The organism is Streptomyces sp. NPDC058231, assembly GCF_042882275.1.
Classification (GTDB): Bacteria; Actinomycetota; Actinomycetes; order Streptomycetales; family Streptomycetaceae; genus Streptomyces.
This window is the reverse complement of the sequence record NZ_JBHVWN010000001.1, coordinates 118,182-132,163: the sequence shown is the minus strand read 5'-3', so window position 1 is coordinate 132,163 and position 13,982 is coordinate 118,182. Positions and strand designations below refer to the sequence as shown.

Below are 13,982 nucleotides of genomic sequence, written 5' to 3'. Positions count from 1 at the left end.
GCGACCTCACGCAGCCATCGCCACCGCGGCCTTGCTGAGAGAGGCGTCGGGCGCCGGCGTCCGGTCGGCGAAGACGACAATCCGCAGTAGTGCGAACCGTCCGATGCCCGCCAGCGCGGAAGCCGACAGATAGACCGTCTGCTCCACCAGGGCCGAGGGCTCGGACCGGACGGCGTACAGGCAGAGCAGCGCCCCCGTCGTGAACGCGTAGCTCACGGCGACGGTCACCCCGGACCGAAGATGGACCCCCCACCCCTTCCGATTGCTCCGGAAGGAGACCCGCCCGTGCAATTCGGTGGCGATGACCGTGGAGACGACGGTGACCAGCGCGTTGGCAATGGCCATCGGTATCCGGTCGTTGAGCAGTACGAGTACCCCGCTGGACGCCAGCCCGACACCGCCACCACACACGACGAACCGCACGAAGGCCGCGACGAGCGGATGAGGAGTGCGCGGCTGCGGACGCGAAGGGGCGGTCACGGGGGGCCTCCGTAGGCTGAGTGGAACGGTGTTCCGATTCCACCCCAGAACCTACGGACCGGGCGTCGTCCGAGCGACCGGGTTAATCCCCGACTTCATTGGGGGGTAACCCCCAGCTGCCCCCTGGGGGAAGCCCCTGGGTGTCCCCGCCGAGTTGCCGCAGGGGACTTCAGGGGAAGACAGCGGTGGTCGCTGCCGTAGCGACGGAGGGGGAGTCCGTCCGCTGCCGCGGCGGTGCCACCGGGCGCAGCGCGCGCGGAGCCGTGACGACCGCGTAGCCCGCTTTGCCGACGCGGTGGACGCCCTGGGGCAAGAGAGCCCTTGGGACGATCTGTGGTTCTACTCAAATCCCGTTTTCGTCCAGGTCCGATAGGGCCTGTTGCGAAGTAGATCTTGGTCGTAGATGATCAGGCGCCGTGGGGCGTGGGAATCTGACGAGCTGCCAGTGGGCCCGGCTGGAACGCTGGAACCGTTGCTGCCGCAGGGCATCAAGCCGGGCCGTCCACCGGTGTGGACGCGGCGGCAGCTGATAGACGCGGCATACGGTGGCGGACCCGGACCAGCGCCCCCTGGAGTGGGAGATCGAGCGGGGGGCCGACGGTCGCCTGCACAAGACGGAGGTGTTCCGCTTCGCCCCCGGAGAGATGAAGGATCCCCTGCGGGCCGCGGTGCTCGACGCGGGATGAAGGTGGGTGCAGGCCGTGGTGCACGGCCTGCACCCCCGCAGGACGCGGAACTTGGCGTGGGCGACCTTGTGTCGGGCAGCCGAACGTCCGTAGGTTGATCCGATGGGTCTTTTCGACAGACTGACCGGCACCAGGCACCCTGCCAGCGGTGTCGCACCGCGTTCCGCCGAGGAAGTCCGTGCCGCGCTGCTCGCGGTCAACGGGCCGGACGTGCCGTACCGCGTGCGCAATGCCACCCCCAAGGAGGGTGTCGGGCTGGTGGCGGAGTGGCGGATCCTGGAGCCTGCCATGCGCACGTTCTTCGTCAGTACCCGGCTGGACCGGACCGTCAAGACCCGGATGCGGCTGGTCCCGGAGAAGCGCGAGGTCCGTACGTACGACGAGCAGTGGGAGGTCGCGTGGGTCGGGGACACGCCCAGTCTGGCGGCGTCGCGCGCGTACTCCCGTGGACAGGTGACGGCGGTCTCCCGGAAGTGGGAGATCGAGCGGGGGGCCGATGGCCGCCTGCACAAGACGGAGGTGTTCCGCTTCGACCCCGCAGAGATGAAGAATCCCCTGCGGGCCGCGGTCCTTGAAGCGGGATGGACATGGCGCGGAGTGCTGTTCAAGCTGTGACCGGCCTGCGAGAAACGGAGCTGGGCGAGGGCCCCAAGCACGTCAGGATTCCCTGGTTCCGGACACGCGTCAGGGACCGTCCGGAGACGGCCCCTGACCCTGTCCTGTGACCGCTGCTCGCTACCTACGCAGCTCGACCGTGAAGCCGCGGCCCGTGGAGACCGACGGTGTCCTGATCTCCGTGATCCCGGTCACGGGGTCCGTGTACCAGCCGGACGCGGCCGAGGCGAGCGCCGTCGCGGAGTCCAGTCGCTGGAGGCGGCTGCCGTTCAGGACCACCTGCGACGGTGCGTCCTTGCCATGCACGGTGAAGCGGTACGACCTGGCGGCCGGCTTTCCCTCGTAACGACCCACACTCGCACCGACCTTGACGGTCGCGGTCACCCTCCCGTGAGTGGGTGCCTGCACGCGTACCTGTTGCGTGGCCGAGGCGCCCTCCGTGAACTTCCGGGTCACGCCGTCGTCCTCGTACAGCGTGTACGTGCTCGTGCCCTGCGGGTAGAGGTCGTAGTCCAGTTCGCTCCGGTCCCGCGACTGCCAGGACGTCGTGCCCTTCGGCCACATCGGCACGACGGAGCCGCCCTTGACGAAGAGGGGCAGGGTGTCGATGGGGGCGTGGTAGCCGTTGACCGTGGTCGGGCCCTCGTACGTCTTCCCCGTCCAGTAGTCGGTCCAGGTGCCCTTGGGCAGGTAGATGCCGTTACGGGTGTCGGAGTCCTCGTAGACCGGGGCCACCAGGAAGTCGGAGCCCGCCAGGTACTCGTACTTGGCGTTCGCGCCCAGGGTCTCGGGGTCGTCCGGGTACTCCAGCCACAGCGGGCGCACCGAGCCCACGCCGGTCTTCGCTGCCTCGGCGGACAGGGTGTAGAGGTACGGCAGCAGTCGCTCCCGCAGTTGTAGGTACTTGCGGTTGATGGAGGTGTACGGCTCGCCGTCCACCCAGGGCTGTTGGTTGATCTTCTGCTTGGTGGTGAGGTCCGTCGCCCAGCCGTCCATCGTCATGATGGCCGGGAGGAACGACTTGGCCTGCAGGTCGCGGGCGTACATCTTGGCGTCGTGGCGGTAGATGCTGCCGACGTCACCGGTGTTGTACGCGATGCCGGACATGGTGGCCCCGGCGTACGTCGGGATCTGCCAGCGTACGAAGTCCCAGGACAGGGACTGGTCGCCGCTCCACAGGACGCCGCAGCGCTGCGCGCCCGCCCAGGAGACGGGGAGCCAGACGAAGCCGCGGGCGTCGCTGTTCTCCTCGATACCGGACTTGGCCTTGTCGCAGGCGTCGAGCGCCATGTCGTATCCCTGGCCGACCCAGGCGACGTCGAGCTTCGCGACCCGCTGGCCGGCCTTCACCTGGTCGGCGAGCTTGTCGAGGCCGTTCTGGGTCCAGAGCCCCAGCTGGGCGTTGTGGTCCTGGAGGCCCTTGGCGGTCTCCGGCAGGTTCTCGTAACCGCAGCCGTAGCCGTCGTTGACGAGCATCCAGCCCAGCGGCATCTGGTTCTGCGTGTAGCCGTCGGCGACCTTCAGGGCGTCCAGGGTGTGGCGCTCGCCCTGGTTGGCGTTGTGCAGATAGCAGTCGGCGTCGCCCGGTTCGAGGCCGTACACCGGCGGCATGAACGGTCTGCCGACGAGGCCGGTGTACTTGCCGATCACCTGCTTCGCGTCACCGATGAAGTAGTACGCGTCGAGGCGCCGCTCCTGCTGACCGGTCCGGACCGGGGAGCCGAAGTCGTAGACACCGGGGGCGAAGGTGTTGCGGTAGACGCCGTAGCCCGCGCTGGAGAGGTAGAAGGGCTGGGAGTTGTTGTAACCCCCCTCGTTCCAGTTGGTGTTGTTGGCGACGTAGACCGTCTTGTCACGGTGCGAGAAGCTGCCGTTCTGTTCGCCGCCGCCGAAGAACTGCTCGTCCGCGCCGCGCTCCAGGCTCTGCCGCATGCCGCCGGTGGACCAGCGCAGGGGCTTGTCCTCCTGCCAGATCCGGGTCCGGTTGTCGGCGGTGTAGAGACCGAAGCGCAGCGGCTTCTTGTAGACGCGCAGAACGGCGTCGGGGGAGCGGATGCCGTAATAGTCGCCCTTGTCGAAGGTGCTGGTGTGCTTCTGCGGGGCGGGCTGCTTGCGGACGATCGCCGAGCCGGCCGGATCGGTGAACTCACCGGAGGGAGTCGCCTGCAAGCGAAGCTGACCCCCCATCAGGAAGTCGGCCCTCGCCTTGAGCTCTCCGGCCTCGATGGAGTAGCTGCCCTTGCTCCCGCCGAAGGAGGTGAGGTTTCCCGAGTCGGTCGTCTCCGGCAGGTACGCCTTGCCGGTGAAGGAGTTGTCGGTGACGTCGTACGGCACGACGATCACGTGGTACGTCCCGTCGGCCTTGGGGATCACCGTGGCCTCGGGGTCCGCGGTCCCCGCGCTGGAGGCGACCTGCTTGCCGCCGGAGTCGTAGATGTACATGTCGAAGTCCTCGGCGGGCTTCTGCCACTCGATGGAGATCGGCACACCACCCTCCGGGTTGTCGTCCCAGTAGCCCGCGGGGGTCGACACGGTGAGGTCGAAGCGGTCGCAGACCTTGTTCTCCGGGTCTTCGGCAGCGGGCGGACAGTCGGACGGGCCGCCGACGGTCCCCTTGGGGTAGACGGGACTCTGCCAGGTCACGCTCTTGTGGGTGTCGTCGAGGACGCCACTCGCGGGGGTTGCCGCCTGGGCGGCTCCGGCCGGGGTGCCGAGCAGGGCGGCGGTCAGGGCCGCGACGATCCCCGCCGTGGCCGGAACGGCCCAGCGGGAGCGGTACGGAAGTCTTCGCACGGGATGTATCCCCTTCGAACCAAGCACTAAATGTTTGCAGATGCTTGAACATGCGTCAGATCGCGCAACTTCTCGCGCGAGGATTCACCATGGTTCAGGTGCATGTCAACGCCTGCGGGGCGGGGGGAATTCGCACCCCCTTGCAACCAAACGTGCGCGCCTGTCCGCTTCTTGTGATCGTAAAAGCGCTAAGAGCGATCGAGATTGCCAGCTAAAGCTTCACTCAACATCCCTATAGTGGTCCCGCGTTGACCGTGGGTCCGCAACGCGAAGCCGCCGCCACAGGAGTCAGTTCGATGACGCGCCCTTCTTCAGCTGTGCCCGCGCCCGAGCCGGATGCTCTCCCCGGCGGAGGCTGTCCCGTGCAACACGGCACGGCAGCCGTGCCCCTCAGCGGTCCCGAGTTCCACACCGAACCCCAGGCGCTCTACCGCGCCATGCGGCGTGACCACGGTCCCGTCGTGCCCGTCGAGCTCCCCGGCGGGTTCCCCGCCTGGCTGGTCATCGGATACCGGGAACTCCATCAGGTCACCAGCGACGGCGAGCTCTTCCCCCGGGACGTCGGGCTGTGGAACCAGTGGGAGCACATCCCCGACGACTGGCCGCTGCTCCCGATGGTCGGGCGACCCATGCCGTCGATCTACTTCACCGCCGGGGCCGAGCACCGCCGTCACGCCGAGATGGTGGGGCCCGCCCTGGAGAGCGCCGACCCCTTCGAGATCCGGCGCCACTGCGAGGAGCTGGCCGACCGGCTCGTCGACGCCGTCTGCACGCGCGGGACCGCCGACCTGGTCGCGGATTTCGCCGAGCCGCTGCCTGTCCTGGTGCTCGCCAGGCTCGTCGGCTTCCCGGATGCCGAGGGGGCGGACATCGCGCAGGTGCTCAAGGACCTCGCCGACGGCGGGCCCGAGGCGCAGAGCGCGCATCTGCGCTTCGGGGAGCACATGCAGCGGCTGGTCGCGGCCAAGCGGGCGGAGCCCGGGAACGACGTGACGTCCAGAATGCTGGCGTACCACGAGCCCTTCACCGACGAGGAGTACGTCCTCGACCTGATGGCCGTCACGGCCGCCGGCCATCTGACCACGGCCGACTGGATCAGCAACTCCCTGCGGCTGATGCTCACCGACGACCAGTTCGCCGACTCGCTCGCCGGGGGCCGGCACAGCGTGGGCGAGGCGATGAACGAGGTTCTCTGGGAGGAGAGTCCGACCCAGATCCTGGCCGGCCGCTGGGCGGCCCGGGACACCCGGATCGGCGGCCGGAACATTCGCGCCGGAGACATGCTGCTGCTCGGTCTCGGTGCGGCCAACTCCGATCCGCATGTGCGTCAGCACCTCACCACCCACGGCATGTCCGGTCAGGGCGGCAACAGTTCGCACATGGCGTTCAGTCACGGCGAGTACCGCTGTCCGTTCCCCGCCCAGGAGATCGCCGAGACCATCGCCCGTACCGGCATCGAGGTGCTTCTCGACCGGCTGCCCGATCTCGCTCTGGCAGTGCCCGCGCAGACGCTCGTCCGGCGGCAGTCCGCCTTCCTGCGGGGGATGACCTCGCTGCCCGCCCGGTTCACCCCCGTACGCATGACAGGAGACCTCTCTTGAACTGTCCTCACGCCGCTGCCCACGAGGCCACCCCCGGTGGTGGGACCGTGGTCATCGACCCCATGGTCCAGGACCTGGACGGGGAGACGGCTCGGCTTCGCGACGCGGGACCGCTCGCCAGGATAGAGCTGCTCGGGGTTCCCGCCTGGTCCGTCACCCGGCATGCCGACGCGCGTCAACTGCTCATGGACCCGCGCCTGGTGAAGGATCTCGACGCCTGGGGGCTCTGGCAGAGCGGAGCGGTGACGCACGCCTGGCCGCTGATCGGCATGATCGACGCCGGACGGTCCATGTTCACCGTGGACGGCGCCGAACACCGACGGCTGCGCACCAAGACCTCGCAGGCGCTCACGCCGCGCCGGCTGGAGGCGATCCGCCCGGCCGTCGAGAAGTTCACCGAGGAGCTGCTGGACGCCCTGGCCGAGCAGGGCAAGGACGGCGTCGTCGACCTCAAGTCCGTGTTCGCCCAGCCGCTGCCCATGCGGGTGGTCGGCATGCTGATGGGTGTGGACGAGGCCGAGTACCCCATGCTGACGAGAAGGTACAAGGCCTTCTTCTCCATGCTCACCCCGCACGAGGAGCGGATGGCCCTCCTCGCCGAACTTGACGTCTTCTACGCCCGGCTCGTCCGGGAGAAGACCGCGCACCCGACGGACGACCTCACCAGCGCGCTCATCCTGGCCGAGGAGGGCGGCGAGCCGCTCACCGAGGAGGAGGTGGTCGGCAACCTCAAGGCGATGGTCGCGGCCGGCCACGAGACCACCATCGGGCTGATCCTCAACGCGGTACGGGCGCTGCTCGCCCACCCCGGCCAGCTGCGCATGGTGCTCGACGGCGAGATCCCGTGGGAGACCGTGATCGAGGAGACACTCCGATGGGACACCCCCACCACCCATCTGCTGATGCGGTTCGCCACGGAGGACATCCAGGTCGGCGACGAGGTGATCGCCAAGGGGGAGGGGGTCGTCATCTCCTACCGGGTGATCGGCCGTGACCTCGACCACCACGGGTCGGACGCCGACGCCTTCGACATCACACGGCCGACCCCGATCCGCCACATGACGTTCGGCCACGGTCCCCACATCTGCCCAGGTGCCGCGCTCTCCCGCGTCGAGGCGGGCATCGCCCTGCCGGCGCTGTTCGGCCGCTTCCCCGGGCTGCGGCTCGCGGTGCCGGACGAGGAGATCCGCAAGCTGCCGGTGATGACCCAGAACGACATGGAGTCCTTCCCCGTGCTGCTGAACGGCTGAACGGCCGGGCGCCGGATCTGCCGGTGCGTGACATCCGGGGGAGGGCCACCTGTGCTGTTCCGGGCGGCCCTCCCCCGGATGTCACTCCGAAGGCGCGTACGGGGGCGGCGCCGAAGTCGCGTCCGTCCGGTTCGCCGAGTTCCGCGCACTTGTGAGCGCGTCGACCCATGTGCTCGCACGTCACAGTCGGCCTATCGTTGCAATGAGCCACGTCACCCCGTCACTCACCCCGTCAGCTGTGTGTGATCGCCGTGTCGAAGCGCTTCGATTGTTCCTCTGGACACGTTCTGCCAGCAGGTCTAGGCTCCTGCTGTCTGTGCACGTCATGGGCGGACGATGTGAGTCGGCAGTGAATCGAAGCGCTTCTCCTCATCGGTCGATGACTGTCCGAGCGTGTGCCGGCGCCCGCCGTCTGCCCGTTGCTGAACCACTGTCGGTCCGCTGTCGTCCTGTGATGGAGAGCTGAATGGTCACCCTTGCCGAGGTCGCCCAGCACGCCGGAGTCTCCGCGAGCACGGTGAGCTACGTCCTCAGTGGGAAGCGGTCCATCTCGGTGTCCACCCGGGAACGGGTGGAGCGGAGTATCCAGCAGCTGGGGTACCACCCCAACGCGGGCGCCCGCGCGCTCGCGAGCAGCCGGTCGAACATCATCGCGCTCATGGTGCCGTTGCGGACCGACATGTACGTGCCCGTGATGATGGAGATCGCCATCGCGGTCGCCACCACCGCACGCACCCATGGGTACGACGTCCTTCTCCTCACCGGCGAGGAAGGCCCGACGGCGGTACGGCGGATCGCGGGCAGCTCGCTCGCCGACGCCATGATCCTGATGGACGTGGAGCTGCACGACGAGCGGCTGCCGCTGCTGCGGGAGACCGGCCGGACCGCGGTGTTGATCGGTCTGCCCGCCGACACCGACGGGCTGACCTGCGTGGACCTCGACTTCGAGGCGACCGGGGCGCTCTGCGTGGAGCATCTCGCCGGGCTCGGACACCGCGAGATCGCGATGATCGGTGAGGCGGCCGCGGTGTACGAGCGGCACACCGGTTTCGCCGAGCGGACGGTGGACGGCGTGCGGGCGAAGGCGCAGGAGACCGGGGTGCGGGTGCTGCACCGGTCCTGCGAGGGCGGGTACGCGGCGATGGCCCAGACGCTGGCCCGGATCTTCGACGAACGGCCGGGCACCACCGGATTCATCGTGCAGAACGAGGCGGCGGTGGAGCCGCTGCTCAACCTGTTGCGGCAGCAGGGGCGGGCGGTGCCCGAGGATGTGTCGGTGGTGGCCATCTGCCCCGAGCAGGTCGCCTCCCAGGCCTCGGTGCGCCTTACCTCGGTCGCCATTCCGGCGCAGGAGATGGGGCGGCGCGCCGTCGAGCAGGTCGTGTCGAAACTCGGTGAGCGTGGTACCGACGAAGTCGAGTTGCTGACGCCGGAGTTGACGGTACGCGCGAGCACCGGACCGGCCCCCCTCGGCTGACTTCCGCGGGGCGACGGACGAGCCGGCCCCCGCGCGGGGGCCGGCTCCTTCCTGGTGGGGGTGCGGCTCAGCTGGACGCGACACTGAATCCGTTCGTCGTGAAGTCCAGACCGCCCGGTGACGAGGTGATCTCGTAGCCGAACTGGACGTCACCGATGGTCTCGTTGCCCCACCAGCCCTTGGTGTCCTTGATCCATTTCAGGATCGGCAGGATGTCCACGGTGCCCGAGGTGGAGTCCGAGGTCCGCAGGAACGAGAAGACCTGATTGGCTCCGTTGTCGCCCTTGTAGACGGTCCAGGTGTGACCGCCGAGCGTCACGGACCCCTGTGAGGTGCCGAGGGCGCCGACGTCTCCGTTGTAGTTGACCCAGAGCATCACCTCGTAGTCGTAGTCGGTGTCCCAGATGTCGTACGACGTGTTGTAGTCACCGGTCGAAGGGACGGTGACGTTGTAGCTGCTGGTCAGCGAGTTCAGCGAGGTGATGGACTTGCCGACGACCTTCTTGGCGTTGGGGTACGACTTGATTCCGCCGGTGTCCGGGTGGTTGGCCCACACGCCCCAGTTGCCGGACGAGTTGACCCAGATGGACTGGCTGCCCGCGCCGGAACCCCAGATGTTGTTGTAGAGGGTGTAGCCGTCGGAGGTGGTGTAGTTGCCCCACTGGTCCGAGGAGGACCAGACGGCGGCCTGGGCGGGGGCCGCGGCGAAGCCGATCAGGGCGGCCACGGCGGCTGCCGGTGCCAGTACGAACCTGCTGAGGATGCGTCGTGCCATGGTGGTCCCTTCCATGGTGGGGGGATTCGGGTGGGGGGAGGTGCTACCGCGGTCCCAGAGTGAGCACGCGGTCCACGCCGGCCGTCAGGTCCAGCAGTGCGACGGGAGTTCCGGCGGAGTTCTCGGTGGGGGCGGCCTCTGCCCCCGGGGTTCCGTCGAGCGCGAAGCCGTCGCCGGTACGCACATCGATGCGGGCGTCCCGGGTGGGGTGCAGCACCGCTGTCGCATGACCGTCGCCGGACCAGGTCAGGTCCACGCCGGCACCGAACCAGGTCTGTACGCCCCGCAGTTCGCCTGCCGGCAACGCGGCGGGTGGCGCAGGCAGCAGGACCAGCCGGCCGGGTGCCGACTGGACGAGCATCTCGACGACGGCCGCGGGCAGCGCATGGGCCGCGTCCGCGTTGTAGACGTCGCGGGACGGGTAGTGGGAGCTCATCAGTGAGTCGTGGAAGAAGTCGCCCGTCAGTACGGCGTTCAGCGCGCCGGCGGCCCGTGCGCCGTCCCGGAGCCGGGCCGCGACCAGTGCGTGGTGCAGATGGCCGTGGGCCGAGTCGTTCTCCGAGCCGCGCAGTTCCAGTGCGCGGTGCGCTGCGACCGCCAGTTCCGGGGTGTCGTACGGGTTGATCGCGGTCAGCGGCCACACCGGGTAGAGGTGGCTGAGGTGGCGGTGGTCGTACGTCTCCCGCAGGCCCGGCCATGCCCATTCGGTGAGCGCCCCGTCCTCGTTCACGAGGTAGGGCGGCAGCCGGTCGGCGAGGGTGCGCCAGCGTGCGGCGTCCGGGTGCCCGGGGGAGAGTTCGGCCGCGGTGGTCAGGGCGTGCCGGGCCGCGGCGAGGTCCATCGTGGCGTTGACCGTTCCCCAGCTCGCATTGGCGGGCCGGTTCTCCGGGGAGTACGAGGGGACGAAGGCCAGGGCCCCGTCCGGGGTGCTGCGGGTCAGGAAGTCCGTGTAGAAATCGGCCACTTCGATGAGCGCGCCGGCCAGGCGCGGGTCGGTGACCCCGCAGGCCCCGGCATGTTCGAGGAGCGGTTGCAGCAGCCAGTGCGCGCCGGCCGTCCAGAGGTGCAGTGGATAGGCACGCTGGAAGTGGCGGGTGTGGCCCGACTCGCCGTCGGTGTGGGACGGTGCCACGATCCCCCGGGCGCCGAAGATCGCCCGGGCATTGTCCCGCCAGTCGGCCAACTGGCCGTACACCAGGGACGCGTGGGCCTCCGAGACCTCGGGCAGCGCGGTTGCGGCGGCCGAGGCGATCTGGAGATTGAGGTTGGCGTTGGTGGTGAACGCGCCGGACCACGCGGTGTCCCAGTCGCCCGTCCACAGCCCGGTCAGCCGCGGCGGGAGCACTCCGGAGGCCGACAGCAGATGGTAGCGGCCGGCTGCGAACAGTCGTTCGAGGAGGGTCGGACTCCCGGTCCGGCGGACCAACTCGCTCCCTGGCAGAGCGCGTTCCTCGGGATCGGTGTGGAGGGTGAGCGTGGCACGTTCGTACGCGGTGCGGTGCAGCGGCTGATGCCGGGCGAGCAGCGCGTCGAAGTCGGCGCGCGGCAGCGCGGCCCAGTCCCCGGCGAGGTCCGGGCCGCCCGCATGGCGCCGCACCCGGGTCAGCAGGAGCAGGCTTCTCGCCCCTGCGATCCGGATGCCCTCGCCGGACACCGTCACGGTGCCGCCGTCCGCCCGGACCGCGGTCACACCGGTGTAGCCCAGATCGCTGTCCGGGTAGCCCACGTGCAGCGCCAACCGGGCGCCGTCGGACGTCAGTACGGTGCTGCGGCTGATGGCGAGGTTCGGTGGCGCACCGGGCAGCGCGTGGTCCAGCGTCAGATCCGCCGTGAGCCCGAAGCAGGTGACGTACTGGACGACGACGTCGTCGGCCCGCGAGACGAAGACCCGGCTCCGCCAGTCCTCGTGCGACGCGCCGATCTCCCCGGTGGTGAAGTCGACGGTGCGGCGGTACCGCGTCACGCCGCCGGGCCGGGCGACCGGCGCCGGAGCGCGGCGGATCCGGGTCTGGAACGCGGGGTGGAAAGGCTGCACCCACACCAGCGGGTTGCCCGCCCCGAACTCCTCCGCCGCTGTGATGTCCCCGGCGAGGAGCGCGTCCTGGAGGCTGCCCAGTCCGTCGGCGAGCAGGGGTGGGCGGGTGTGCTCGCTGCCGTTGGGGCGGACCAGCGCATGGTGGTTGACGATGACCCGGTCGTCCACCGGATCTCCGTACACCATGGCGCCGTGCCGGCCGTTGCCGCTGAGGAAGGCGTCCTCCCAGCGCTCCGCGGGGCGCGGCTCCCACGTACCGTCACACCCCCGGGCCCCGGCCCGGCCGCCTCCGCTCATGGTGTGAGGTCCCGCAGCACGGCCACGCCGTAACGGCCCAACTCCACACTGCCGTCGAACTCCGTCCCGGTCAGCAGATCCACCCGCTTGCCGGGGACCGGCACGGTGACACCGCCGCGGCCGTGGTGCAGCAGGAACAGCAGTTCACCGCGGTGGACCGCTTCCACGCCCTCGGGCAGCCCGGCCAGGACCGGACCCGCCCCCGCCCGGGTCGCCACCTTGCCGAGCAGCGCGCGCAGTGCGTCCGGTTCGGGCAGTGTCGACACGTAGTACGCGCGGTCCTTGCGCACCACGGCGGGCAGCCCGTCCAGTTCGCCGCCCCGGTATGCGGAGAGGATCTCCGCACCGGGTTCCGTCTCCAGCTCCTCCGACCAGAGGCCGCCCCGGAAGCCGTCGCACTCCACCGTGGTGTCCGCGTCGAGCGGCCACCATTCGTGGAGCGTACGGATGCCGAACAGCTCGCGCAGCCGTTCGTCCATGCCTCCGGGCCTGATCCGGTCGTCCACGTCCGCGACTCCGCTGAAGAAGCCGCAGACGAGCGTTCCGCCACCGCGCACATAGGCGACGAGGTTGTCGATCGCGGCGTCCGACAGCAGATACAGCTGTGGGACGGCCACCATCCGGAAGCGGCTCAAATCACTGTCAGGGCGGGCAAATTCGGTCGCGGTCCCGGTCTCCCACAGAGCTCTGTGCCAGCTCCGTACGACTTCCGTGTAGTCGAGGAGAGCAGACGGCCGCCCCTCCTGCCCGCTCGCCCACCAGGCGTCCCAGTCGTGCAGGACCGCCACTTCGGCGGGCACCGCAGCCCCGCTCACCGCCGCCCCGATCGTGGCGAGTTCCGCGCCGAGCTGCTTCACCTCCCGGAAGGTACGGCCGTGCTCGCCCGCATGGGTGAGCATCCCGGAATGGAACTTCTCCGAGCCCTGCCGTGACTGCCGCCACTGGAAGTAGCAGACGGCGTCGGCGCCGCGCGCGACCGACTGCAGTGACCACAGCCGGTTCAGGCCGGCCGGTTTGGGGTGATTGACCCCCCGCCAGTTCACCGGGCCCGCGGCCTGTTCCATCAGCATCCACGCCCCGCCGGCCTGCGAGCGGGTCATGTCGGCGAGCATCGCGTTGTACTGGCCACCCTGCGGGTCCTTCGGGTCCGGATAGACATCGACCGAGACGATGTCCTCCTGCGCCGACCACGCCCAGGCGTCCTGCCCCGACCACAGGGGCATGAAGTTCGTGGTCACCGGGATGTGCGGGGTGTGCCGGACGACGATGTCGCGCTCGGCCGCATAGCACTCCATCAGGGCATCGGACGTGAACCGCTTGAAGTCCAGCTCCTGCGCCGGGTTCCTCATGTACTGCGCCTTGCGCGGCGGCACGACCTCCGTCCAGGCGTCGTAGCGCTGACTCCAGAACGCCGTTCCCCACGCCTCGTTGAGCGCCTCTACGGTGCCGTAGCGGCTCTCCAGCCACCGACGGAAGTGCGCGGCCGTCTCGTCGCACCAGCAGTGCGTGCAGTACTCGTTGTTGATGTGCCACACGGTGAGCGCCGGATGCCCGGCGTACCGCGCGGCCAGGTCCTCGGTGACGGCCGCCGCGTAACGCCGGTAGACGGGTGAACTCGCACAGAAGTGCTGCCGTGATCCGTACCAGACGACCGACCCGTCCTCGGTGCGCGGCAGCGTCTCGGGATGCCTCGCCCCCATCCACGGTGGCGGGGACGCGGTCGGTGTGGCGAGCACCACGCCGATGCCATGGGTGTGCATCAGATCCATCACCCGGTCCAGCCAACCGAACTCGCGGGCCCCTGGCCGCGGTTCGATCCGCGCCCAGGAGAACACCCCGAGGGTGACGGAATTGACCCCGGCCTCCTTCATCAGCCGTACGTCGTCCTCCCACACCTCCTCGGGCCACTGTTCCGGGTTGTAGTCGCCGCCGAAGAGAATGCGGCCACGTGCTGCGTCGCGCAGGGACGGCAT

Annotated in this window: 10 protein-coding genes; 5 read left to right on the top strand and 5 right to left on the bottom strand. The window is 69.3% G+C overall.

Annotated features, from left to right (window positions below):
* Positions 1 to 6 precede the first annotated feature (6 nt).
* A complete protein-coding gene (locus tag ACFVXE_RS00530) occupies positions 7 to 480 on the bottom strand; it encodes a hypothetical protein (protein ID WP_389667724.1) in 474 nt (157 codons plus the stop codon).
* A 545-nt stretch (positions 481 to 1,025) separates the two neighbouring features.
* On the opposite strand from ACFVXE_RS00530, the gene ACFVXE_RS00525 reads away from it, so the two are divergent.
* On the top strand, positions 1,026 to 1,166 hold the full coding sequence (locus ACFVXE_RS00525; RefSeq protein ID WP_389667722.1) for a hypothetical protein: 141 nt from the start codon (positions 1,026 to 1,028) through the stop codon (positions 1,164 to 1,166).
* 102 nt (positions 1,167 to 1,268) lie between these two features.
* A complete protein-coding gene (locus ACFVXE_RS00520) occupies positions 1,269 to 1,781 on the top strand; it encodes a hypothetical protein (RefSeq protein ID WP_389667720.1) in 513 nt (170 codons plus the stop codon).
* Positions 1,782 to 1,901: 120 nt separating this feature from the next.
* On the opposite strand, the gene ACFVXE_RS00515 is transcribed toward ACFVXE_RS00520, so the two are convergent.
* Positions 1,902 to 4,574 carry a TIM-barrel domain-containing protein gene (locus tag ACFVXE_RS00515; RefSeq protein WP_389667718.1) on the bottom strand — a complete coding sequence of 891 codons (2,673 nt, stop codon included), beginning with the start codon at positions 4,572 to 4,574 and terminating at the stop codon, positions 1,902 to 1,904.
* Between the two features lie 296 nt (positions 4,575 to 4,870).
* On the opposite strand from ACFVXE_RS00515, the gene ACFVXE_RS00510 reads away from it, so the two are divergent.
* The 3 genes from ACFVXE_RS00510 (at position 4,871) to ACFVXE_RS00500 (ending at position 8,902) form a co-directional block, all read left to right on the top strand.
* Positions 4,871 to 6,175, top strand: a complete 1,305-nt coding sequence (locus tag ACFVXE_RS00510) for a cytochrome P450 (protein WP_389667716.1) — start codon at positions 4,871 to 4,873, stop codon at positions 6,173 to 6,175.
* On the top strand, positions 6,172 to 7,425 hold the full coding sequence (locus ACFVXE_RS00505; RefSeq protein WP_389667714.1) for a cytochrome P450: 1,254 nt from the start codon (positions 6,172 to 6,174) through the stop codon (positions 7,423 to 7,425). Before ACFVXE_RS00510 ends, ACFVXE_RS00505 begins: the two co-directional genes overlap by 4 nt.
* A gap of 466 nt (positions 7,426 to 7,891) precedes the next feature.
* Entirely contained in the window at positions 7,892 to 8,902 is a 1,011-nt protein-coding gene (locus ACFVXE_RS00500) for a LacI family DNA-binding transcriptional regulator (protein ID WP_389667712.1), read from the top strand.
* A gap of 67 nt (positions 8,903 to 8,969) precedes the next feature.
* Here ACFVXE_RS00500 and ACFVXE_RS00495 read toward each other — a convergent pair whose 3' ends face one another.
* Genes ACFVXE_RS00495 through ACFVXE_RS00485 form a run of 3 tightly spaced genes read right to left on the bottom strand, consistent with a single transcriptional unit; the run spans position 8,970 to position 13,982 of the window.
* On the bottom strand, positions 8,970 to 9,677 hold the full coding sequence (locus ACFVXE_RS00495) for a hypothetical protein (RefSeq protein ID WP_389667710.1): 708 nt from the start codon (positions 9,675 to 9,677) through the stop codon (positions 8,970 to 8,972).
* A gap of 43 nt (positions 9,678 to 9,720) precedes the next feature.
* Positions 9,721 to 12,009 (bottom strand): glycoside hydrolase N-terminal domain-containing protein, encoded by a 2,289-nt coding sequence (locus ACFVXE_RS00490; protein ID WP_389667708.1) that lies wholly within the window; start codon positions 12,007 to 12,009, stop codon positions 9,721 to 9,723.
* Entirely contained in the window at positions 12,006 to 13,982 is a 1,977-nt protein-coding gene (locus ACFVXE_RS00485) for a beta-galactosidase (RefSeq protein ID WP_389668074.1), read from the bottom strand. The genes ACFVXE_RS00490 and ACFVXE_RS00485 overlap by 4 nt, the downstream gene beginning before the upstream one ends.